This window comes from Marinobacterium sp. YM272, assembly GCF_050908845.1.
Taxonomy (GTDB): domain Bacteria; phylum Pseudomonadota; class Gammaproteobacteria; order Pseudomonadales; family Balneatricaceae; genus Marinobacterium_D.
Window position 1 is genome coordinate 482516 of the sequence record NZ_CP194171.1, and the last position, 21876, is coordinate 504391.

At 60.4% G+C, this 21876-nt stretch carries 21 protein-coding genes; 11 read left to right on the top strand and 10 right to left on the bottom strand.

Annotation, left to right across the window (positions count from 1 at the left end):
* Positions 1-24: 24 nt before the first annotated feature.
* From ACQUQP_RS02295 to ACQUQP_RS02310, 4 genes are all read left to right on the top strand, one after another.
* Positions 25-648: a TetR family transcriptional regulator gene (locus ACQUQP_RS02295; RefSeq protein ID WP_432697198.1), complete on the top strand. Its 624-nt coding sequence runs from the start codon at positions 25-27 to the stop codon at positions 646-648.
* A gap of 135 nt (positions 649-783) precedes the next feature.
* Positions 784-2028 carry an EAL and HDOD domain-containing protein gene (locus tag ACQUQP_RS02300; RefSeq protein ID WP_432697199.1) on the top strand — a complete coding sequence of 415 codons (1245 nt, stop codon included), beginning with the start codon at positions 784-786 and terminating at the stop codon, positions 2026-2028.
* Entirely contained in the window at positions 2025-2780 is a 756-nt protein-coding gene (locus ACQUQP_RS02305) for a sulfite exporter TauE/SafE family protein (protein WP_432697200.1), read from the top strand. The genes ACQUQP_RS02300 and ACQUQP_RS02305 overlap by 4 nt, the downstream gene beginning before the upstream one ends.
* Positions 2781-2817: 37 nt before the next feature.
* Positions 2818-3051, top strand: a complete 234-nt coding sequence (locus ACQUQP_RS02310; protein ID WP_432697201.1) for a DUF1413 domain-containing protein — start codon at positions 2818-2820, stop codon at positions 3049-3051.
* Between the two features lie 62 nt (positions 3052-3113).
* Here ACQUQP_RS02310 and ilvD read toward each other — a convergent pair whose 3' ends face one another.
* The gene (gene ilvD / locus ACQUQP_RS02315; protein ID WP_432697202.1) at positions 3114-4946 is read right to left on the bottom strand and encodes a dihydroxy-acid dehydratase; all 1833 of its coding nucleotides are present in this window, start codon (positions 4944-4946) and stop codon (positions 3114-3116) included.
* Between the two features lie 180 nt (positions 4947-5126).
* Here ilvD and ald point away from each other — a divergent pair, with 180 nt between their 5' ends.
* From ald to ACQUQP_RS02340, 5 genes are all read left to right on the top strand, one after another.
* Complete coding sequence (ald, locus tag ACQUQP_RS02320; RefSeq protein WP_432697203.1) at positions 5127-6248, top strand: alanine dehydrogenase; 1122 nt, start codon at positions 5127-5129, stop codon at positions 6246-6248.
* Between the two features lie 114 nt (positions 6249-6362).
* A complete protein-coding gene (locus ACQUQP_RS02325) occupies positions 6363-7022 on the top strand; it encodes a glycine zipper 2TM domain-containing protein (protein ID WP_432697204.1) in 660 nt (219 codons plus the stop codon).
* Between the two features lie 4 nt (positions 7023-7026).
* Positions 7027-7329, top strand: coding sequence for a PepSY domain-containing protein (locus ACQUQP_RS02330; RefSeq protein WP_432697205.1), 303 nt, complete (start codon positions 7027-7029; stop codon positions 7327-7329).
* A gap of 13 nt (positions 7330-7342) precedes the next feature.
* Positions 7343-8032, top strand: coding sequence for a response regulator transcription factor (locus ACQUQP_RS02335; RefSeq protein WP_432697206.1), 690 nt, complete (start codon positions 7343-7345; stop codon positions 8030-8032).
* Positions 8029-9399: an ATP-binding protein gene (locus ACQUQP_RS02340; protein WP_432697207.1), complete on the top strand. Its 1371-nt coding sequence runs from the start codon at positions 8029-8031 to the stop codon at positions 9397-9399. The genes ACQUQP_RS02335 and ACQUQP_RS02340 overlap by 4 nt, the downstream gene beginning before the upstream one ends.
* A 24-nt stretch (positions 9400-9423) precedes the next feature.
* Here ACQUQP_RS02340 and argA read toward each other — a convergent pair whose 3' ends face one another.
* From argA to ACQUQP_RS02360, 4 genes are all read right to left on the bottom strand, one after another.
* The gene (gene argA / locus ACQUQP_RS02345; RefSeq protein WP_432697208.1) at positions 9424-10764 is read right to left on the bottom strand and encodes an amino-acid N-acetyltransferase; all 1341 of its coding nucleotides are present in this window, start codon (positions 10762-10764) and stop codon (positions 9424-9426) included.
* 40 nt (positions 10765-10804) lie between these two features.
* Positions 10805-11956, bottom strand: a complete 1152-nt coding sequence (gene argE, locus ACQUQP_RS02350) for an acetylornithine deacetylase (protein ID WP_432697209.1) — start codon at positions 11954-11956, stop codon at positions 10805-10807.
* Between the two features lie 151 nt (positions 11957-12107).
* Complete coding sequence (locus ACQUQP_RS02355) at positions 12108-13373, bottom strand: inorganic phosphate transporter (RefSeq protein WP_432697210.1); 1266 nt, start codon at positions 13371-13373, stop codon at positions 12108-12110.
* Positions 13374-13393: 20 nt separating this feature from the next.
* Positions 13394-14071 (bottom strand): TIGR00153 family protein, encoded by a 678-nt coding sequence (locus tag ACQUQP_RS02360; RefSeq protein WP_432697211.1) that lies wholly within the window; start codon positions 14069-14071, stop codon positions 13394-13396.
* Between the two features lie 223 nt (positions 14072-14294).
* Here ACQUQP_RS02360 and ACQUQP_RS02365 point away from each other — a divergent pair, with 223 nt between their 5' ends.
* Together ACQUQP_RS02365 and ACQUQP_RS02370 are read left to right on the top strand one after the other, a co-directional pair.
* Positions 14295-15332 (top strand): inorganic triphosphatase, encoded by a 1038-nt coding sequence (locus ACQUQP_RS02365; RefSeq protein ID WP_432697212.1) that lies wholly within the window; start codon positions 14295-14297, stop codon positions 15330-15332.
* Positions 15333-15421: 89 nt separating this feature from the next.
* Positions 15422-16438, top strand: coding sequence for a type I asparaginase (locus tag ACQUQP_RS02370; protein ID WP_432697213.1), 1017 nt, complete (start codon positions 15422-15424; stop codon positions 16436-16438).
* Positions 16439-16489: 51 nt separating this feature from the next.
* Here the strand turns inward: ACQUQP_RS02370 and ygiD are convergent, their stop codons facing one another.
* The 5 genes from ygiD to ACQUQP_RS02395 all read right to left on the bottom strand — a co-directional run bounded on the left by ygiD (position 16490) and on the right by ACQUQP_RS02395 (position 21737).
* Positions 16490-17371: a 4,5-DOPA dioxygenase extradiol gene (gene ygiD, locus ACQUQP_RS02375; protein ID WP_432697214.1), complete on the bottom strand. Its 882-nt coding sequence runs from the start codon at positions 17369-17371 to the stop codon at positions 16490-16492.
* 145 nt (positions 17372-17516) lie between these two features.
* On the bottom strand, positions 17517-18245 hold the full coding sequence (locus tag ACQUQP_RS02380) for an amino acid ABC transporter ATP-binding protein (RefSeq protein WP_432698662.1): 729 nt from the start codon (positions 18243-18245) through the stop codon (positions 17517-17519).
* Positions 18246-18298: 53 nt separating this feature from the next.
* The gene (locus ACQUQP_RS02385) at positions 18299-19399 is read right to left on the bottom strand and encodes an amino acid ABC transporter permease (protein WP_432697215.1); all 1101 of its coding nucleotides are present in this window, start codon (positions 19397-19399) and stop codon (positions 18299-18301) included.
* Positions 19400-19409: 10 nt separating this feature from the next.
* Positions 19410-20615 (bottom strand): amino acid ABC transporter permease, encoded by a 1206-nt coding sequence (locus tag ACQUQP_RS02390; RefSeq protein ID WP_432697216.1) that lies wholly within the window; start codon positions 20613-20615, stop codon positions 19410-19412.
* A gap of 99 nt (positions 20616-20714) precedes the next feature.
* Positions 20715-21737 carry an amino acid ABC transporter substrate-binding protein gene (locus ACQUQP_RS02395; RefSeq protein ID WP_432697217.1) on the bottom strand — a complete coding sequence of 341 codons (1023 nt, stop codon included), beginning with the start codon at positions 21735-21737 and terminating at the stop codon, positions 20715-20717.
* Positions 21738-21876: the final 139 nt, after the last annotated feature.

Below are 21876 nucleotides of genomic sequence, written 5' to 3' on the forward strand. Positions count from 1 at the left end.
AAAAATGGTTAAGTGATCTACAAAGTGCGAAGAACAAAAGAAGAAGCTGAAGCTACTCGTCTCGAAATCATGTCCAAAGCCGTAGTGCTGTTTTCCGACAAGGGCATCGCTAACACCAGTTTGACCGAAGTGGCCCGGGCTGCCGGCGTTACCCGGGGTGCGATCTATTGGCACTTTAAAAACAAGTGGGATCTGTTTGACGCGATCTGGGAGCATTATTCGGCGCCGGTCATCGTGGTTGGTGATGCCAGCGAATCCGCGGATGAACGCGACCCCCTGGGCAAACTCAGTGAACTGATCAAGCTCCTGCTGAACAGTGTCGAGCAGGACGAAAACTTCCGCCGCATGATTATCATCTGCATTCACGAAAGTATGCTGACACGCGCCCAGGATATTCCCGAGCCGATGCAGGCGCTGCTTGAATCTCTGCATCAACGTCGGGTCCGCGCCATCGAAAATGCAAAATCCAAGGGTCAGCTGCCTCAGGATCTTGATGCCGAAACCGGTTCGCTGATGATGAAAGTGATGCTCGAGGGCTTGATCATGACCTGGCTGCAGAAGCCGGAGTGCTTCTCGCTGAGTGAGCGGGCTGATCAGTTTGTCGCATCGGTGCTGGCGGTGCTTCAGCATGGCGCCAGGCAGCACTGAACCGAGCGATGCGCCGGCCATAAACGGGCGGGGCACGGCGAAACGCTGCTGCACAGCTTCCAGGAAGACAAGTACGCCAGCTTGGGTATACTAGGGACTTTCTAGCGAACGCCAGTGATAGCAAGAGGTGAGCCTGTGGGCACTAGCAAGGAGATCGAGGGTACAGAAACGTTGTCGGTCTTGATGGCGCGTCAACCGATCTACACCAAAAGCCAGGATGTCGCCGCCTTCGAGCTGCTGTTCCGTGATCCGGACGGAAACTTCATCGAGGGACTGAAAGACAAGGATGCGACGCTGGGTGTCTTGCTGGGCACCTATTCCAGTATCAGCAAGGGTGGCCAGATACAGAGCCTGCCCTGCTTCCTGAAGGTGACCGACAGCTTCCTGCTTGATAACGATATGCCCGAGCTGCCCCGTCACAGCTTTGTGATCGAAATTCTCGGCCACTCCAAATTTACCCCCGCCTTTATCGAACGGATCAAGAGCCTGGCCAATGATGGTTATCGCCTGGCACTGGCCGACTATGACCCGCGGGATCCCCGCTTTGGCGCCGTCCTCAATATCGTCCATGTGCTCAAGCTGGATATCCAGCGACTGGGACTGAAAAACGTTCAGACGCTGGTGCAGAAGCTCAAGCCGTTTCAGCTGGAGCTGCTGGCCGATAAGGTGGAAACCAAGGAAGAGTTCCGACAGTGCCTGGAGATGGGTTTCGAGAAGTACATGGGGTACTTCCTCAGCAAGCCGGAACCTGTGCGTGGCAAAAAGCTCTCCGGCAACAAGGTGCTGTTGATTCAGCTGCTCACCGAACTGCAGCGCCCCAGCGCAACCGCCGAGTCTGTGGAGGAGATCGCCCTCAACGACCCGGCGCTGACCTACCGTATCCTGCGGGTGGTGAATTCGGCTGCCTTCAACCTGCGTAAAGAGATCACCTCCCTGTCCCACGCCATCGCGTTGTTGGGCATGGAGCAGATCCGCCGCTGGGTGATGCTGTTCCTGGCCAACAATGACCAGGACAAGCCGGATGACCTGACCCGCAACATGCTCCAGCGTGGCCGGATGTGTGAGCTGCTGGCAGAGATGACGGGGCGTGAGGAACCGATCAACCACTTTATCGTCGGGCTGTTGTCGCAGCTCGACGTGATGCTTGATATCGACATGAGCGAGCTGATGGATCAGGTGCCGCTGCGCCAGGATATCAAGGATGCGCTGATCAGCCGCCAGGGCAGCTATGGCGAGGTTCTGCAGGAGGTCGAGTATTACGAGCGCGGTGAGTTTGAACATCTGCGTAAAATGCTGGATCGCCAGTACTACGAGGTGTCTTATCGCCACAGTGTCGGCTGGGCTACCCAGGTGATGCAGGCGATGCAGGAGGCGGCGTGAGTGGGCTGCTGCCACCGGACCTGGCCCTTTTCGACGCACTGCTACTGATAGTTACCGCTGGTTTTACCTCGATGATGACCGCCGCCATGGGAATAGGTGGCGGCCTGCTTCTGCTGGCAGTGATGGGGCAGATTGTGCCGCTCAACGCGCTGATTCCGGTACACGGCCTGGTGCAGCTTGGCTCCAACGCCAATCGCGCGCTGATGATGCGCAGGCATATCGACTGGCGCATGGCCGGCCTGTTTGCTGCCGGTGCCATACCTGGCGCACTGCTGGCGTCGATGGTGGTGGTGCAGCTGCCGCTGGTCACTATCCAGCTCTGCATCGGCCTGTTTATTCTCTGGCTGGTGTGGGGACCCAAGCTCAGTAAGCATGAGCTTTCCCGTGCCAGCTTTGTACTGATGGGCGGGCTGACCACGGTAATCACCGTCTTCGTCGGCGCGACCGGCCCGCTGGTGGGCGCCTTTATTCACCGCAACAGCTTTGACCGCTTCCGCACCGTGGGGACTTTCGCCACCTGTCTGTCGGTCCAGCATCTGCTGAAGGCCGCGGTGTTCAGCTTTATCGGCTTCAGTTTTATCGACTGGCTCGGGCTGTCACTGTTGATGGTAGCCAGCGGTGCATTGGGCACCTGGATCGGCTTGAACCTGTTGAAAAAAATCCCCGCCGAGCGTTTCAGCCTGATCTTCAAAACGCTGGTGACACTGCTGGCGCTGCGGCTTATCTGGCTGGCGGTGACTGGCCTCATATAAGCACCTGAAATTCCCTGTCGAAGGGTCCGAAGGCTCTATGGATGAAGCTTTGCGCAGGCATCTGCAACACCAGCTGAATACGTGTGAAGCGGGAGAATTTCATTTTTCCGAGATCTACGGCGCCGGTTGGAAGCAGCTGTGGATCGGAGATCGGGTAAAGCTGGGCCACGCCTTTCTGAACGCGGTGCGCAAAGGGGAGTTTCCCGGCGTGGTCGATACTGGCATCAAGCGTGGCGGTGGGCGCTTGTATCGCTGGTCAGGTCAGGAGTAAGCGTAAGACGTTAGATACAAAAAGAGCGGCCGGAGCCGCTCTTTTCATGCCAGAAGCCTAGCTCAGTCGAGCTGATCCAGGTCTCGCACCGCGCCTGTGTCGGCGGAGGTGACCAGCTTGGCGTAGGCCTTGAGTGCTGCGGACACCTTGCGCGGACGTTCTTCAGCCGGCTTCCAGCCTTTTTTGTCCTGTTCAGCGCGACGCAGGGCCAGCTCTTCATCCGATACCAGCACATCGATGGTGCGGTTGGGGATGTCGATGCGGATGCGATCGCCGTTCTGCACCAGACCGATAGCACCGCCAGCGGCCGCTTCCGGAGAGGCGTGACCGATGGACAGACCGGAGGTACCGCCGGAGAAACGACCGTCGGTGAGCAGCGCGCAGGCTTTGCCCAGACCCTTGGACTTGATGTAGGAGGTCGGGTAGAGCATCTCCTGCATACCCGGGCCACCTTTTGGGCCTTCGTAGCGGACGATGACGACATCGCCGGCCTGTACCTTGTCACCAAGAATGTTGGCAACGGCTTCGTCCTGGGACTCGGTCACGTGGGCCGGGCCCTCAAACACCAGGATCGACTCGTCGACACCGGCGGATTTAACCACGCAGCCATTCAGCGCGATGTTGCCGTACAGCACGGCCAGACCACCTTCCAGGGAGAAGGCGTTTTCCAGCGAGCGGATGCAGCCGTTTTCACGGTCGCCGTCCAGGGTCGGCCAGCGGGTTGCCTGGCTGAACGCCTGCTGCGTCGGGATGCCGGCAGGGCCTGCCTTGTAGAACTCGACCACTTCCGGGGTCGGGTTGCGCATGATGTCCCACTCGTCCAGTGCGTCAGCCAGGGTGGCGGAGTGCACGGTCGGAACGTCGGTGTGCAGCTTGCCGGCACGGTCCAACTCACCGAGGATCGCCATGATGCCGCCGGCGCGGTGTACGTCTTCGATATGGTATTTCTGGGTGTTCGGCGCCACCTTGCACAACTGGGGCACAACACGGGAGAGGCGATCGATATCCTTCATGGTGAAGTCGATCTCCGCTTCCTGGGCGATCGCCAGCAGGTGCAGGATAGTGTTGGTGGAACCGCCCATGGCGATATCCAGCGTCATGGCGTTTTCGAACGCCTCGATACCGACGGCGCGCGGCAGGATGCGCTCGTCGCCGCCTTCGTAGTATTTCTTCGCCAGCTCGACAATGGTGCGACCGGCGCGCTGGAACAGCTGCTCACGGTCGGCGTGGGTGGCCAGCATGGTGCCGTTACCCGGCAGGGACAGACCCAGAGCCTCGGTCAGGCAGTTCATGGAGTTGGCGGTGAACATGCCGGAGCAGGAGCCGCAGGTCGGGCAGGCGGAGCGCTCAACCGCTTCCACTTCCTCGTCGGAAGCGTTCGGGTCGGCGGCCAGCACCATGGCGTCAACCAGGTCCAGCTTGTGATCGGCCAGCTTGGTCTTGCCGGCTTCCATCGGACCGCCGGAGACAAAGATAACCGGGATGTTCAGGCGCATGGCGGCCATCAGCATCCCCGGGGTGATCTTGTCGCAGTTGGAGATGCAGACCAGGGCATCGGCGCAGTGCGCGTTGACCATGTACTCGACTGAGTCGGCGATGATGTCGCGGCTAGGCAGCGAGTAGAGCATGCCGTCATGGCCCATGGCGATACCGTCATCCACGGCGATGGTGTTGAACTCCTTGGCAACGCCGCCGGCGGCTTCGATCTGCCGCGCGACCAGCTGGCCCATGTCCTTGAGGTGAACATGACCGGGTACAAACTGGGTGAAGGAGTTGGCAACGGCGATGATCGGCTTGTGGAAGTCGTCATCTTTCATGCCGGTGGCGCGCCACAGGGCACGGGCGCCTGCCATGTTACGACCCGCTGTGGACGTCTTGGAACGGTACTCTGGCATCTGCGGAACCCTCGATAACTGGGTAGAGTTTTAAAGGCGCACATTATAGCAGATAAGTGGACCTGTTCTCATGCGCTGATCGGGGCGAAAAGTGGCAAAGGTGTAAATCGAAAATGACCGTCTACACTGCCGTTGTCGAGAGAATTTACCCAGTGAGCCTGAAAAAGGCGGGAGGTCTGTATGCGTATTGGCGTTCCCAAAGAGATAAAGGTCCACGAGTACCGTGTAGGGCTTACCCCGATGGGAGTACGGGAGCTGGTCACCCAGGGCCATGAGGTGGAAGTCGAGAAAGACGCCGGCAGCGCCATCGGCTACAGCGACCAGGCCTATATCGATGCCGGGGCCAGCATTGTCGGTGAGGCGGAACAGGTGTTCCGCAATGCCGAGATGGTGGTGAAGGTTAAGGAGCCACAGCTCAACGAATGTGGCTGGCTCAGTGAAGGGCAGCTGCTTTTCACCTACCTGCATCTGGCGGCTGACCGGCCCCAGACCGATGCCCTGCTGACCAGTGGCTGCACCGCCATCGCCTACGAGACGGTGGAAGATCCCCATGGCGGGTTGCCATTGCTGGCGCCGATGAGTGAAGTGGCCGGGCGGATGTCGGTACAGGCCGGCGCGCACTGCCTGGAACGGGAGCAGGGTGGACGTGGCGTGCTGCTTTCCGGTGTGCCCGGCGTGTCCCCCGGCAAGGTGCTGGTGATAGGCGGTGGCGTAGTTGGCGGCCAGGCAGCTCGTATCGCTCACGGCATGGGCGCCGAAGTCACGGTTGTGGATAAGTCGCTGCCGCGGCTGCGTCAGCTTGATGAGCAGTTCGATGGTCAGGTGAAAACGCTCTATTCCACCGCTGAGAATATCCGCCAGAAGCTGGCAGAGTCCGACCTGGTGATCGGCGCCGTGCTGGTGCCGGGTGCCAAGGCGCCGAAGCTGGTCACCCGCGAGATGCTGGCATTGATGCCCCAGGGCGCGGTGCTGGTGGATGTGGCGATCGACCAGGGCGGCTGTTTCGAGACCAGCCACCCCACCACCCATGCCGAGCCAACCTTTGTGGTGGACGGCATCGTCCACTACTGCGTGGCCAATATGCCGGGAGCCGTGGCGCGTACCGCGACCCAGTCGCTGACCAACGCGACCCTGCCCTATGTCGAGGCGCTGGCCAACCGCGGTTGGCGCAAGGCCCTGGCGTCCTTACCGGGACTGGCGCCCGGCCTTAACGTGCATGGTGGTGAGATCTACTGCCAGGGTGTGGCTGAGGCTTTTGATCTGCCGCTGGCGGATCTGGAGGAAATAGTGAACAACGCCTGATTTTACTGCTCTCAGGTTCATGCGCGATTCATCTGCCCCGCGCCAGAATGAACGTAACTTGGCGGGGGATGCCCCGAAGTTACTGACCAGAGGGGCTGTCCCCGGGAGGTAAGCATGAACCTGAAAACGATTTCATTGACATTGGGGCTGGCGCTGTCCGGTGCCTTGCTCGGGCAGTCGGCCCTGGCCGGCACCTACCAGCCGTACTGGGATTACCAGGAGCGGCAGCGCTACCAGGGCTATCAGCACAACCAGGATTATCGGCGCTACGATAGCCGCCGGCACTCCGATTTTGATGATCGTCACCGCTACGACCATCGGGACTCAGATCACCGCAAGGATCACCGCAAGCGCGTAGGCCGGGTCGTTGACGTTAAGCCGCTGTGGCGGGATAAGGGGCGTCACGATCGCTACGACTGCCGTGACCGACGCGATTACTCCGGTGTTGATAGCGGCACGCGGGATCGCGCCCGTATCGCCGGTGCCATTGCCGGCGCTGCCGTTGGTAACCTGGTTGGCCGCGACCACGATAACGCGACATTCAGCACTGTGGCCGGCGCTCTTATTGGCGCCGCCGGCGGCGATCTCATCGTCAGCCACCGGGATGACCGCAGAGGCAAAGATTGTGTTAAGCACGACAAACTGAAGTATCATCATCAGCCGGTTGCCTACCTGGTGCGTTATGAATATCGCAACCGCATTTACACGACAAAGACCCGAAAACATCCGGGACGCTACATACGAATTGATTCAGGTTATCGAAAGGGAGGGTGAACATATGGCGCGTCTGAAACGGGTTTCAGCGGGAGTGCTGGGACGGGTTTTGATGCTGAGTTTGCCCCTGCTGATGATCGCACCGGTGCAGGCCGGTGCGGCCCAGGCATCCTCAGTGCTGGCGCAGAACAGCATCGACCTGAAACGCGCCGTGGAAATTGCCCGCCAGGCTTTTGGTGGCGAGGTGGTCAAGGCTGAAGAAGTGGTACGGGATGGCCAGCGTCTGTTCCAGATCCGGCTCGTCAATAAAGGGCGGGTGCGGGATGTACTGGTGGACGCTCTGTCCGGTCAGATTCTGAACCCCTGAAGGAGGTGTCGCTATGAAGCTGCTGATCGTGGAAGATGATCCGGACCTGCGCCGCCAGCTCAATTCGGGCCTGACCGAGCGGGGCTATACCATCGAAGAAGCGGAAGATGGCGAAGAAGCGCTCTATCTCGGGAGTGAGTACCCCTACGATCTGGCGGTGGTCGATATTGGTTTGCCGAAGCTGTCCGGTATCGAAGTGATCCGCCGTTGGCGCAGTGCCGATCGCAACTTCCCTATCCTTGTGCTGACCGCCCGGGGGGACTGGCAGGACAAAGTCGAGGGACTCGAGGCCGGTGCCGATGATTACCTGGTGAAACCCTTTCACACCGAGGAGCTGGTGGCGCGCCTGAATGCGCTACTGCGGCGTGCAGCCGGACATGCCAGCCCTAAAATGGTGTATGGCCCGCTGGCGCTGGATACTACAGCCCGGGTCGTTACCCTTGAGGGCGAGCCGGTCAAGCTGACCAGCTACGAGTACCGCACTCTGGAATACCTAGTGGTGAATGCCGGCAAAACGATCTCCAAGGCGGAGCTGACCGAACATCTCTACCATCAGGATTTTGACCGCGACTCCAACGTACTCGAAGTGTTTATCCGCCGGCTGCGGCAGAAGCTGGATCCGCAACAGACGCTGCAGCCGATAGAAACCGTGCGTGGCCTGGGCTATCGCTTCGTGCTGCAGGCTTCTGACAACGCCGGATGACGCTGAATTCCCTGCTGCCACGCTCCCTCAAGGCGCGCCTGTTCTGGGCGTCGGTGGTACTGCTGCCGATCGTCACACTCTTTGCCGGCGCCGCGCTTCAGCGCGCCTTTCATAACAGCCTGAAGGCCTCGGAGGCCAGCCAGGCGCGTCTGCATGTATATCTTCTGCTCGGTGAGGCGCAGTTGCGCGACGGCCGCTTATGGCTGCCGGACAGTGTGCAGGAGCCACGTTTCAGCCAGGTTCAATCCGGTCTGTACGCGACAGTACACTCCCGCGGTGGCGAGCTGCTCTGGCGTTCGCCGTCGGCTGAGCTGCTGCCGGAAGCACTGATGAACCGCCTGCCCAGCACCAACCTGGAGCCGGGACAGACACTGTTCCGCCACCTGCCCGAAGCCGGCCTGTTCCTGTTTCAGTATCCCGTGGTCTGGGAGGGCGAGGGTGGTGAGCGGCACTTCCTGATGTCGGTGTTGCATACCGATGACAATGTGAACCGGGAGATTCAGGCGTTTGCCACCCAGCTCTGGGGCTGGCTCGGCGGTGTCTATATTCTGGCGCTGCTGATGCAGTACCTGATCATGCGCTGGGGCCTGAAGCCGCTGGACAGCCTGGCGGAGGATCTCAGTTCCATCGAGCAGGGCCAGGCAGACAAGCTTAAGGGTACCTACCCGCTGGAGGTGCAGGCTGTCACCGATAACCTGAACCGGCTGATCGAGAGTGAACGTCGCCAGCGCGAGCGTTATCGCAACACTCTCGGTGATCTGGCCCACAGTCTTAAGACGCCGTTGGCGGTGATGAACGGTGCCGCCGATGAGCAGATGGATAGCGAGCGCTACCGCCAACTGGTCAGCGAACAGACTGCAAGGATGAACCAGATTGTTCAGTACCAGCTGTCCCGGGCGGTCAAATCACCGGGGGCGCCGCTGGCGGCACCGGTCGCCGTGGAGCCGGTGGTCCGGCGGATACTGTCGGCACTGGCTAAGGTGTACGCCGATAAAGCGGTTCACGTCCGCATCGAGCTGGCGCCGGGGCTCAGTTTTGCCGGTGACGAGCATGACCTGATGGAACTGCTCGGCAACGTGCTGGAAAACGCGTTTAAATACGGAGATCAGCAGGTGCGGGTGCAGGGGGGCAGCGGCCATGGAATGCTCTGGATAGAGGTCGCTGATGACGGTCCGGGGGTCAGCAAGGAGATGCGCCAGGTGATCCTGGAGCGCGGCGCCCGGCTGGACTCATCGGCGCCGGGGCAGGGAATCGGTCTGTCCGTGGCAGTGGATATCCTCAGCAGCTATGGCGGTGCGCTGGAGATCCGTGACAGTGTCGACCCTGAGGGGGCAGCCTTCCTGATCCAGCTGCCGACGCTGGACTAGGAACGCGACACCGCTCCGGAAAGCTCAACCTTTCAGGGGTTTGATAAACACCTTGGAGTTGCGCTGGAAGTTATACAGCTCCTTGCGCTGGCCCGGCAGCTCTTCCAGCGGTGCGGCGCGGAAACCCCGCTCCAGGAACCAGTGCGCCGTACGTGTGGTGAGCACAAACAGCTTCTTCAGGCCGATGCGCCTGGCCTCTTCCTCGATATGTTCCAGCAGCAGATCGCCGCGATTGCCGCCGCGATATTCGTTGTTGATCGCCACACAGGCGAGCTCGCCCATGCTGTCTTCCGCGAACGGATAAAGCGCGGCACAGCCGATAATCGCGCCATCGCGCACCACCAGGTGGAAGCGCTCGATCTCTGCCTCCAGCAGTTCGCGGGAGCGACGCACCAGAATGCCTTTCTCTTCCAACGGCGTGATCAGTTCGATCAGGCCGCCCACATCCTCGATATTGGCCGGACGCACCTGCTCGTAGGACTCCTTGCTGATCATGGTGCCGGTACCGTCGCGGGTGAACAGTTCCAGCAGCAGCGCGCCATCCTGGGCATGACTGACCAGGTGACAGCGCGGTACGCCCTTGTCGCAGGCATCCACGGCAGCCTGCAGCAGGCAGGCGGTCTCGCTCCAGCTCTCCTCGGCGGTGACCGTGGCGGAGTATTTGTGTACCAGCCGGCGGGCGGTTTCGGCCAGCAGCTCGCTGCGCAGTTCGTCGTTGGAGTCGCGGATCCCCTCCTGCTGGCCGAACAGAATCAGCTTGTCCGCTTTCAGTGCCGTGGCAACGCCGGTGGCGACCTCCTCCACAGACAGGTTGAACACCTCGCCGGTGGGTGAGTAGCCCAGGTTGGAGATCAGCACGATGTTATCCAGGTCCAGCTGTTGATTGATCCCCTGGACGTCGACCCGGCGCAGTTCGCCGGTATGGCCCATATCGACACCGTCCAGCACACCCAGCGGTCGGGCGGTGACAAAATTTCCGCCGCAGACCCGGATGCGTGCGCCGTGCATCGGCGTGTTGGCCAGCCCCATGGAAAGCTGGGCTTCAATCTCCGTGCGTACGCGGCCCACGGCCTCGATCACGCAGTGCAGGGTGTCGCTGTCGGTGACGCGCTGGTCATGATGCAGGCGGGTCTCGATACCGGCTTCCTGCATGCGGGCGTTGATCTGCGGGCGGGCGCCGTGAACCAGCACCAGGCGGACATCCAGGCTGTTCAGCAGCGCGATGTCGTGGACGATGCTTGCCAGGCGGGAGTCGACGATCGCTTCCCCGCCGAGCATGACCACGAAGGTTTTGCCGCGATGCGCGTGGATATAGGGTGAAGAGTGGCGAAACCAGTTTACAAAGTCTTGGGTCGTGTCGTTCACGCGGTCAACCTGTTCAGGGGCCCTGTTTAAAGACAATAGCTTAGAGGCAATAGCGGGTAATCAGCTGTTTCAGCACGTCGATGGTCGGCTGGATCTGATCCAGTGCCAGGTATTCGTCGGGCTGATGTGCCTGGTCGATGGAGCCGGGGCCCATGACGATGGTATCCATCCCCAGCTGCTGCAGGAACGGCGCCTCGGTGCCGAAGGCAACCGCCTGGGCGCGATGGCCGGTGAGTTTTTCCGCCAGTGCCACCAGCCCGTCCGTATCCCGGTTTTCGAACGGAGGTATACCCGGGAACAGGGCGCGGGTCGTCAGCTCGACACCAAACTGAGCGCCCAGCGGGCCGAGACGCTCGCCGATGGCGTTACGCAGGCCATCGACGGACATGCCGGGTAACGGGCGCAGGTCGAACTCCAGCTCGCAGTGACCACAGATCCGGTTCGGGTTATCGCCGCCGTGGATGCAGCCGAAGTTCATGCTCGGGAAGTCGACGCGGAAGTCGCTGTTGCGGTGCTTCGCCTTGAGTTCGTTGCGGAAGGCGGAAAGCTCGTTAAGCACCTGGTGCATCGCATCCAGCGCATTGGCGCCCAGCGAGGGGTCGGAGGAGTGTCCGGAGCGTCCCTCGATCCGCACCGCTTCCATCATCATCCCCTTGTGCATCCTTACCGGCTTCAGGCTGGTCGGCTCGCCGATAACCGCTGCACGTGCCTTGGGTCGGCCCGCTTCCACCAGTGCCCGGGCGCCGGACATGGCACTCTCTTCGTCCGCCGTGGCGAGAATGATCAGTGGCTGCTTCAGAGGCTGATCGACAAAGCTTTTCGCCGCCTCGATCGCCAGCGCCAGAAACCCTTTCATATCGCAGGTGCCCAGGCCGTATAAACGCTGGTCGCGCTCGGCCACCCGGAACGGGTCGCTATGCCAGAGTTCCGGGTCGCAGGGCACGGTATCGGTATGTCCGGACAGCACCAGGCCTCCAGGGCCTGTGCCAAGCGTGGCGATCAGGTTGGCCTTGGTGGGCTGATGCGGGATCGGCATCACCTCGCAGCTGAAACCCAGTTCTTCAAGCCAGGTGTGCAGCAGTTCGATCACCTTGAGATTGCTCAGGTCCCACTCAGCGGTGGTGGAGCTGATAGAGGGAGCCGCGATCAGTTCACGCAGCATCGCCAGAGCGTCAGGAGGGGTGCGAGACATGATGGACTCCGCATTCGGCTTCGAACTAAGGGGTAAGCAAAACAAAGTCTTATTGTGCAGACTTTGCCCTGCAGGGTCCATTATAGAAAAAGCAGCAAAAAGGGGCGCATAAGCACCCCTTTTTCCGGTCTGTTCGCTTACAAAGAGCAGATCAGGAGAACATGCCCTTGAGCATGAAGAAGAACATGATCGCCAGCAGTGCGCCGGCCGGCAGAGTAACGATCCAGGAGACGAAGATCGTGCCGACCACGCGCAGGTTCAGTGCGGCCATGCCACGGGCGATGCCCACACCGAGTACCGCGCCCACCAGGGTGTGGGTGGTGGAGATCGGCAGGCCGGTGCCGGAGGCAAATACCACGGTGGATGCGGCGGCCAGGGTGGCGGCAAAGCCGCGGCTCGGCGTCAGCTCGGTGATATTGGTGCCGACAGTGGCGATCACCTTGTGGCCGTACATCACCAGGCCGGCAACGATACCGCCACCACCCAGCAGCAGAATCCAGGTCGGCATGGCCGACTGCTGTGCCACGCTACCGCCGGCGGAAACCACGCCAACCACGGCTGCCAGCGGTCCCACCGCGTTGGCCACATCATTGGAACCGTGGGCAAATGCCATGGCACAGGCGGTGAACAGCATCAGAATCCCGAACACCTTTTCCACGCTGCTGAAGTGGTACTCCTCGTCCGCTTTCGGGTCGGCTTTAACCTTGCGCAGCATCAGGATACCGATGCCCATGACGACCAGGGCAACGGCCACGGAGATCGCCGCGCTCTGACCAAAGCTCAGGTGCAGACCGATATGCTTCAGGCCCTTGGTGAAGGTCACCATGGCGACCATGAAGCCCACCAGGAAGATGTAGAAGGGCACATAGCGCTTGGCGTTTTTGAACGGATCGGTGGTGTCCAGAATCAGATGCTGAACGGTTCGGAACAGGAAAAAGCCTATTATTCCGGCGGTGACCGGCGAGACCACCCAGCTCGCGACGATGGTGCCCACCTTGCCCCAGTGCACGGCATCTACGGAGACACCCACCGCGGCAAAGCCGACGATGGCGCCGACGATAGAGTGAGTGGTCGAAACCGGCCAGCCAAAGTGGGTGGCGATCAACAGCCAGACGCCGGCCGCCAGCAGTGAGGCCAGCATACCGTAGACCAGCAGCTCAGGACTGCCGGACAGGATACCGGGTTCAATGATGCCCTTGCGGATAGTCGCGGTGACCGCGCCGCCGGCCAGGTAGGCGCCGGCAAATTCGAACAGGATGGCGATGATGATCGCCTGCTTGAGTGTGATTGCGCGCGAGCCCACGGAGGTACCCATCGCGTTTGCCACGTCGTTGGCACCTACGCCCCAGGCCATGAAAAAGCCGAAGACACAGGCCAGAATGACCAGGATGTCGCCGTACTGAGAGATGATTTCCATTGGATCCTCGTTTTACCGATTTAGCGTGCCAGTAACAGTTGCAGGCGGCTGCCTACCTGCTGAGCGCGATTGGCGAGATCGCCAATCCAGGTGATGATCTGATAGAGGAACATGACATCGACGGCGTACAGGTCGCGTTCCACGGCGAACAGCGCGGCACGCAGTTTGCGCTCGTGCTCGTCGGTTTCATGTTCCAGGCGGTCGAGTTCCACCAGCAGACGCTCCACCAGGTCGATCTCGTGGCCGCGGAAGCCGGAGGTGACCAGTTCATCGAGTTCGTTCAGCGCGGTTTTCGCCTGATCGGTGGTCTGAATAGCGGTATCGAGAAAATCGAGCAGGCCCTGCTGCAGTTCCTTCGGGATCCTCATCTGACGGCCGAGAATGAGTCCTGCGATATCCTTCGCCTTGTTGGCGATCTTATCCTGCATTCTGACCAGCTCGAGCAGATCGGTGCGGGCAACCGGCAGGAACAGGTTGCCGGGCAGGTTCTGGCGGATGTTGCGTTTGATATCGTCGGCTTCATGCTCAAGCGAGGTGATTCGCTGCTGGCACTCGGCGACCTGGGCCCAGTCCTCCTTGATCACCGCATTAAAAAACGGCACCAGTTCAGCGGCGCAGTCCTGTGCCTTGGCGATATGTTCCTGAATCGGCAGAAAGGGGGAACGGGCGAACATCTGAAATAAGGGGCTGTTAACCATCGATGCATACCTGTAGGGACGGTTTTAAATTTGGCGCAAGTATACGTATCGATTTGCCGTTTTTGTAATAAAACGACAATGAAATTGTCACATTGCGCGAGCCGTTTTTAAAAATAGCGTAAAAACCGAAAGTTACGCCGGCGGCAGGTGAAACTGGCACTGTTCATGGCTTCCTTGGGCGATGGCCCATAAAATGAGGGGATTGAATAAGTGGAGTCGGATGATGGGAGCGGAAACAGAACTCAAGCTCGGGCTGTTGCCCGAGTATGGCGCCGACGTGGCAGGGTTGCCGATACTGGAACAGTACTCCAGGGCCGAGCCCGAGTGCAGACAGCTGGATAACACCTATTTCGATACCCCGGAGCATGCGTTGACCGGTGCCCGCGTAGCCCTGCGTATCCGCCGCGATGGCGAGCGGTATATCCAGACGCTGAAAACCGCCGGCGAAGGTCGCGCTGGCCTGAGTGTGCGCGGTGAGTGGGAGTGGCAGCTGGACGAGCCGGTGCTGGATCTGGACAAATTCCGGCCGCACCTGCCGCCGCAGTTAAACGATGACTCACTGCTGGCGCAGCTGCAGCCGGTGTTCGATACCAATTTCGAACGTCATATCTGGTTGCTTGGCGCGGGCGAAGGCGCCGAGGCCTGGCAGGTGGAAGTGGCCCTGGATCGGGGCGAGATCCGCGCCGGTCAGCAGGCCATGGAGTTGTCGGAGCTGGAACTTGAGCTGAAATCCGGCCCCACCGAGGCGCTGTTCCAGCTGGCGCTGGAGATCGCCCGCCAGATTCCGGTGCAGGTACGGGATGACAGCAAGGCCCAACGCGGTTATGCGCTGGCGGGTCTGCAGCGGCCGCCGTTCCGGGTGGCGCTGGCGTTCAACGGCAGCGAAGATGAAACCCTGGTTGAACTGATCTCCGACTGCCTCAAGGCCTGGCCGGCGCAGCTGGCGAAAGCGATCGCCGGCGATGAGTCCGCTCTGCAGGAATTGAACCGCACCCTGGACCTGATGCTGGCCGCGCTGGAATCCCAGCCGGATATCGCCGAGCACTGCCAGGTACTGATCTCCCAGTACCAGCGGCTGCGGGCCGATACCGGGCGAGCCTGGGACTGGCGTCTGCTGGAGATGATGCCAGCGTCCTGGCAGCAGGTGCAGCGGGCGAAAGCACTCAAGCTATTGCAGGGGCTGAGTCGCAAAACCCTGCCGGGTCAGCTGGCGCTGGCCACCGGTGAGCTGCTCTGGCAGATAGACGATGACGCGGATTAACCCGGCGCCAGGATCAAGAGTAACCAGTCGTAACTAACGAGTCGCAGCTAATCAGTCGTAACTAACCAGTCGCAACAAGGAGTCGCAGCGTGCAGACTGACAGGGTGTTGATTATCCATACTGGTGGCACCATCGGTATGTTGCCCACGGAACAGGGGCTGGCTCCCGCTGCGGGTTTTGAGCAGTTGCTCAGGCAGCGCCTGGCCGAGCGGCTGGATACACTGCCGGCGTTCGATCTGCTTGAGCTGGACCCGCTGATCGACAGTGCGGAGCTCTCTCCCCGCCAGTGGAACAGCATCGCCGCACCGGTTATCGAGCGCTACGGGGATTACGCCGGTTTTATCGTCCTCCACGGGACCGATACCCTGGCCTATACCGCTTCTGCACTCTCATTCATGCTGCAGGGGCTGGCCAAGCCGGTGATCCTGACCGGCTCGCAGATTCCCCTGGCCGAGCGCAGAAGTGACGCCGACAGCAACCTGCTCGGTGCGCTGGAGCTGGCGGTGCGGCCCGAGATCAACGAGGTCTGCATCTACTTCAACGGTCGCCTGTTGCGTGGCAACCGGAGCGTCAAGATGGATGCCAGCGCGCTGAGCGCCTTTGAGTCGCCGAATCTGGCGCCACTGGGCGAAGTGGGTATCGCTATTTCGCTGCGCACTGACCTGATGCTGGCGCCCGGAAAACCGTCGTTCAGCTCTCCCGAGTTTGATCCTGCGGCTGTGGCGGTGATCCGGCTCTTCCCCGGTATCAGCGCAACGCTGATTCAGGCGGTGCTGAGTCAGCCGGGCTTAGGCGGCGTGATTCTGCAGAGCTACGGTGTGGGTAATGCACCGACCTCGGATGCAGCGCTGATGGAAACTCTGGAATCGGCCATTGCCCAGGGCACGACAGTTGTGAACCTGACCCAGTGCAGCCGGGGCGCTGTGGCCGGTGATACCTATGCTACCGGGGCGGCGCTTTCACGTATCGGTGTGATATCTGGCGCAGATCTGACGCTGGAAGCGGCATTTGCCAAGCTGCACTGGCTGCTGGCTAAGAAACTCTCTGCTGCAGAGGTGGCGATGCAGATGCGTCAGCCGCTCTGCGGCGAGAAACAGGCGAGCTGAGATTTTCGAGCAGAGGCTTTCGAGGCTCTTGAAGAGAGAGCCGCCCGGTGATCAGCCGGGCGAAAGCACAAAGGAGCGCATCGATATGGCGCCGCGGGTCAGCGATTCGTTATAGAAGCTAAGCTCGTCGCTGCTACGCTGCAGACCGATACTGTAGAGCATCGGGATGTAGTGATCCGGGGTAGGCACCGACAGCTCAGCCGCCTTGCCGTACCACTGGTAGTTAAGAATGCTCTGATGATCGCCGTCCACAAGCTTCTGCTTGATCTGCTCATCAAAAGCGACCGCCCAGTCATAGCCGCCCTCAACCGCCTGCACCGCACGCAGGTTATGGACGATATTGCCACTGCCGATAATCAGCACACCGCGCTCGCGCAGGGCCGACAGCTGCTGCGCCAGTTCGTAGTGATAGGCCATCGGCCGGTGGTAATCGATACTGAGCTGAAACACCGGAATATCGGCGTCCGGGTACATCTGTCTGAGCACCGACCAGGTGCCGTGATCCAGACCTCTTTCGTGATCCAGTTTTACCCGATCTTTTCCCGACTCCTGCCGGGTGAGCGTCTGTACCAGCTCGGCGCCTTCCGGTGAGCCTGGCGCCGGGTACTGCACGTCAAACAGGGCCTGGGGGAAGCCGCCAAAGTCGTGAATGGTTTCGGGCGTTCGCACTGCGCCGACAAAGCTGCCGCGGCTGAGCCAGTGGGCCGAGATACAGAGGATCGCCGCGGGTCTGGGAAGCTCCTGTCCCATCGCCTGCCAGGCGCGGCTGTAGGGGTTGTCCTCGATGGCGTTCATCGGTGTTCCGTGGCCGAGAAAGACCACCGGCAAAGTGTCGGTTTTGGGCAGGGCTTCAGTGATCTGCGCAAAGAGTGAACCTGAGAGCGGGGCGCAGCACAGGCCCAGTGCGCCCTGAAGAAATTGACGTCTTTTCATCGGGTTTCCATGGTCCGGACTCTGGCGGGGAGGAGATACTAACTCAGCCAGACAGGTTTCTGTATTTCGCTTTTCTTACCAATGCTGACAAAAAAGGGCGACGCCCGTTAAAGCGCCACCCTTGGTAGCCAGGTCTTCTGCCGGATCAGTGGTTCAGGATCTGGCTCAGGAACAGCTGGGTACGTTCATGCTGCGGGTTGTTGAAGAACTCGTGCGGTGCGTTTTCCTCAATAATCTGTCCGCCATCCATAAAGATGACTCGGTCCGCGACGGTTTTCGCGAAGCCCATCTCGTGGGTTACGCAGAGCATGGTCATCCCCTCCTTGGCCAGCTCGATCATGACATCGAGCACCTCCTTGATCATCTCCGGGTCCAGCGCCGAGGTCGGCTCGTCGAACAGCATCACGTCCGGGTTCATACACAGGGAACGGGCGATCGCCACACGCTGCTGCTGACCGCCGGATAGCTGGCCGGGGTACTTTTTCGCCTGCTCCGGAATTTTCACGCGCTCCAGGTACTTCATCGCCGTGGCTTCGGCTTCCTTGCGCGGAATCTTCTTCACCCAGATCGGGGCCAGCACGCAGTTCTCCAGCACGGTCAGGTGCGGGAACAGGTTAAAGTGCTGGAACACCATGCCCACGTCCTTGCGGATCGTTTCGATGTTCTTGATATCCTGGGTCAGGGGGACGCCGTTAACGATGATATCGCCGCGCTGGTGCTCTTCCAGGCGGTTGATGCAGCGGATCATCGTTGACTTGCCAGAGCCGGAAGGCCCGCAGATGACGATACGCTCGCCCTTTTTCACCTTCAGGTTGATGTTCTTCAGAACATGGAACTCGCCGTACCACTTGTTCATGTCGCGCAGCTCGATCATCAGCTGCTCACCGGTATTGCTTGCCGCGTCTGTCATTGTCTCTTTCTCCGTGTTCAGGCCCGGTTGCCATGGCCGGTTTGTAGCCGCTTTTCAAGGTACTGGCTGTAGCGTGACATGCTGAAGCAGAAGATCCAGAACACCAGCGCGACGAAGACATAGCCTTCGGTGGCATAACCGATCCACTTGGGATCGTTGGTGGCTGCCTGGACGATCGCCAGCAGGTCAAACAGACCGATGATCAGCACCAGACTGGTGTCCTTGAACAGCGCGATAAAGGTGTTTACCACGCCAGGGATCATCATCTTCAGCGCCTGCGGCAGGATAATCAGGATCATCTTCTGCCAGTAGCCGAGGCCCAGGGCATCGGCCGCTTCGTATTGGCCTTTCGGAATCGCCTGCAGCCCACCGCGCACCACTTCCGCCATGTAGGCGGTCTGGAACAGGGTGATACCGATCAGGGCACGCAGCAGCTTGTCGAAGTTCATCCCTTCCGGGAAGAACAGCGGCAGCATCACCGAGGCCATGAACAGCACGGTGATCAGCGGTACGCCGCGCCACACCTCGATATAAACCACCGACAGGGATTTCACGATCGGCATCTCGGAGCGCCGCCCCAGGGCCAGGAGTACACCCAGCGGCAGCGAGGCCACCATGCCGACCACGGCCAGTACCAGTGTCAGGCTCAGGCCGCCCCACTGATGGGTATCGACCGCTTCCAGGCCGAAGATACCGCCGGTGAGCAGGAAGAACGCCACCACCGGGAACACCACCAGCGTCAGCACGGCAGCAATCCCCTTGGCGGGGAGCTTAGGAATCGCCAGCCAGAGGATCAGGGCCAGCATCAGGAAGAACGACAGGTTCAGGCGCCAGGTTTCCTCGCGGGGATAAAACCCGTACAGGAACTGGTCGATACGCTGGCCGATAAACACCCAGCAGGCGCCGCCATCGGTGCAGGCGTCTCGGGTGGTACCGGTCCAGTTAGCGCTGAACAACGCCCAGTCGATCACCGGCGTCAGCAGGGTAAAGGCTAGCCAGGCCAGCAGGATTGTGGCGACTGAGTTCAGTGGCCCGTTGAACAGGTGCTTGCGCGCCCAGCCGATCACACCGATGGTGTTGGCGGGAGGCGGCAGCGTGGGTTGAAGTTCGTATTTCATACCTTGCCTCCTAGCGCTCGATCAGCGATTTGCGCTTGTTGTACCAGTTCATGAACAGCGACGTGAGCACGCTCAACGACAGGTAGACCGCCATGGTCATGGAGATCACCTCGATCGCCTGACCGGTCTGGTTCAGCGTTGTGCCGGCGAAGACGGACACCAGATCCGGGTAGCCGATCGCAGTCGCCAGCGACGAGTTCTTGGTCAGGTTCAGATACTGGTTGGTTAGCGGTGGAATGATCACGCGCATCGCCTGCGGGATTACGATCAGGCGCAGGGTACGGGTTTTCGGCAGGCCCAGCGCAGATGCCGCTTCCAGCTGTCCGTGCGGCACCGAGAGAATACCGCCACGCACCGTCTCGGCGATAAACGCCGCGGTGTAGATGGTCAGTGCCAGCCAGAGGGCGACAAACTCGGGGATGATGGTCATGCCGCCACGGAAGTTGAAGCCTTTCAGCTCCGGGTAATCCAGGCTCATCGGTGCGCCACTGATCAGGAATACCAGCAGAGGCAGACCGATAATCAGGCCGAGTGAGGCCCAGCCTACCGGGAAGATCTTGCCGGTGGCGTCCTGACGCTTATGCGCCCATTTTCGCATCAGCCAGGTGGCCACGATCGCTACGGCCAGGGCGATCCAGACCAGGTCGAAGCCGGGTTCTGCCACTGGCGCCGGCATCGACAGGCCGCGGATATTCAGGTAGCTGCCGAGAAATTCGATACTCTGACGCGGCGAGGGCAGGGCGCGCAGCACCGCGAAGTACCAGAAAAAGATCTGCAGCAGCAGCGGGATATTACGGAAGATCTCGATATACAGCGCGGACAGCCTGGAGATCAGCCAGTTGTCCGACAGGCGCGCCACACCCAGGATAAAGCCGAGGATGGTCGCTGCAATGATGCCCAGCACCGAGACCAGTACGGTATTAAGCAGGCCGACAACGAAGGTGCGACCGTAACTGGAGGCTTCGGTGTACTCCACCAGTGACAGTGGAATACCGAACCCGGCTTCCTGGGACAGGAAGTCGAAACCGGTGGTGATACCGCGCTGCTCCAGGTTGCTGAGGGTGTTCGAAACGATAAACCAGACGAAGCCGCCCAGCACCAGTACCAGCAGCACCTGAAACAGCAGGGCGCGCTTGGCAGGATCGTTCCAGAACTTGATTTCGTGCTCCGTCTCGGAAGGAGGGGAGCTGTTGTTTCGGTTAGTGTCCGATGCCATCTGTTTGCCTCTCCATGCCCTTTAAGGGCTTGCCCTGTTACCGGGCCTAATCGGATGCATAAGGCCGCCCGAAGGCGGCCTTATGTGACTAACGGATGCTTAGCGGATCGGCGAGGCATACATGATGCCGCCGTTGTTCCACAGGTTGTTGATACCACGGGCGATATTCTGCGGAGAGTCTTCACCCACATTACGGGCGAAGGATTCACCGTAGTTACCCACCTGCTTGATGATCTGGTATCCCCAGTCATCGCTGATGCCCATGCCTTCAGCCAGGCCGGACTCACCGCCGAGCAGACGCTTGATGCTCGGATTGGTGCTGGATTCCTTCATCTCGTCCACGTTGGCAGAGGTAACACCCAGTTCCTCGGCGTTGATCATGGCGTTCAGGGACCATTTAACGATGTTGAACCACTGGTCATCACCCTGGCGCACGGACGGGCCGAGCGGCTCTTTGGAGATCACTTCCGGCAGTGCCACCACGGAGGACGGGTCGGTCATGCGGGTACGCAGGCCGTATGCCTGGGACAGGTCGGTGGTGAATGCATCACAACGGCCGGTATCGAAGGCAGTGGCTGCCTGCTCGTTGGTGTCGAACACTACCGGGGTGTGTTCCAGACCGTGGGTACGGAAATAGTCCGCCATGTTCAGCTCGGTGGTGGTACCGGACTGGACACAGATGGTGGCGCCATCCAGCTCCTTGACGCTGGTGAGGCCGAGATCCTTCTTCACCATGAAGCCCTGGCCGTCGTAGTAGTTCACGCCGGCAAAGTTGATGCCCAGCTGGGTGTCACGGGTCAGGGTCCAGGTGGTAACGCGGGACAGCATGTCGATCTCACCGGATGCCAGGGCGGTAAAGCGCTCCTTGGCGTTGAGCGGTGTGTACTTAACTTTGCTGGCATCGCCGAGTGATGCGGCGGCAACCGCGCGGCAGACATCGACGTCGAGACCGACCCAGTTACCCTGCTCGTCCGGAACGGAGAAGCCAGGTACGCCTGACGTTACTCCGCACTGTACATAGCCTCGCTCCTTAACCGCATCGAGTGTACCGGCTGCCTGAACGCCGGTGGCGGCAACGGCCAGGGAAAGTGTTGCGGTCGTAATAAGCGCTTTCTTCAACATGTAGAGTCCTCTCTGGTGACGTATCTTTTACAGCGAGAAATGGATAAGGCTTTTTTCTGTGTCTAAAAGCTTGACCATTCAGTTAGCAATTCCTGTTCCAAGGGTTTGATGCCAAGGCGAGCGCTCAAGGCCCGGCCCA

Bases quoted from the DNA above. Each gene is read 5' to 3' on its own strand.
- ilvD (WP_432697202.1), bottom strand. From the start codon at position 4,946: ATGCCAGAGTACCGTTCCAAGACGTCCACAGCGGGTCGTAACATGGCA.
- ygiD (WP_432697214.1), bottom strand. From the start codon at position 17,371: ATGAAAAGACGTCAATTTCTTCAGGGCGCACTGGGCCTGTGCTGCGCC.
- ACQUQP_RS02360 (WP_432697211.1), bottom strand. From the start codon at position 14,071: ATGGTTAACAGCCCCTTATTTCAGATGTTCGCCCGTTCCCCCTTTCTG.
- ACQUQP_RS02385 (WP_432697215.1), bottom strand. From the start codon at position 19,399: ATGAAATACGAACTTCAACCCACGCTGCCGCCTCCCGCCAACACCATC.
- ACQUQP_RS02325 (WP_432697204.1), top strand. From the start codon at position 6,363: ATGAACCTGAAAACGATTTCATTGACATTGGGGCTGGCGCTGTCCGGT.
- ACQUQP_RS02365 (WP_432697212.1), top strand. From the start codon at position 14,295: ATGGGAGCGGAAACAGAACTCAAGCTCGGGCTGTTGCCCGAGTATGGC.
- ACQUQP_RS02335 (WP_432697206.1), top strand. From the start codon at position 7,343: ATGAAGCTGCTGATCGTGGAAGATGATCCGGACCTGCGCCGCCAGCTC.
- ACQUQP_RS02395 (WP_432697217.1), bottom strand. From the start codon at position 21,737: ATGTTGAAGAAAGCGCTTATTACGACCGCAACACTTTCCCTGGCCGTT.
- ACQUQP_RS02390 (WP_432697216.1), bottom strand. From the start codon at position 20,615: ATGGCATCGGACACTAACCGAAACAACAGCTCCCCTCCTTCCGAGACG.
- ACQUQP_RS02355 (WP_432697210.1), bottom strand. From the start codon at position 13,373: ATGGAAATCATCTCTCAGTACGGCGACATCCTGGTCATTCTGGCCTGT.
- ACQUQP_RS02340 (WP_432697207.1), top strand. From the start codon at position 8,029: ATGACGCTGAATTCCCTGCTGCCACGCTCCCTCAAGGCGCGCCTGTTC.
- argE (WP_432697209.1), bottom strand. From the start codon at position 11,956: ATGTCTCGCACCCCTCCTGACGCTCTGGCGATGCTGCGTGAACTGATC.
- ACQUQP_RS02380 (WP_432698662.1), bottom strand. From the start codon at position 18,245: ATGATCGAGCTGCGCGACATGAACAAGTGGTACGGCGAGTTCCATGTT.
- ACQUQP_RS02310 (WP_432697201.1), top strand. From the start codon at position 2,818: ATGGATGAAGCTTTGCGCAGGCATCTGCAACACCAGCTGAATACGTGT.
- ACQUQP_RS02330 (WP_432697205.1), top strand. From the start codon at position 7,027: ATGGCGCGTCTGAAACGGGTTTCAGCGGGAGTGCTGGGACGGGTTTTG.
- ald (WP_432697203.1), top strand. From the start codon at position 5,127: ATGCGTATTGGCGTTCCCAAAGAGATAAAGGTCCACGAGTACCGTGTA.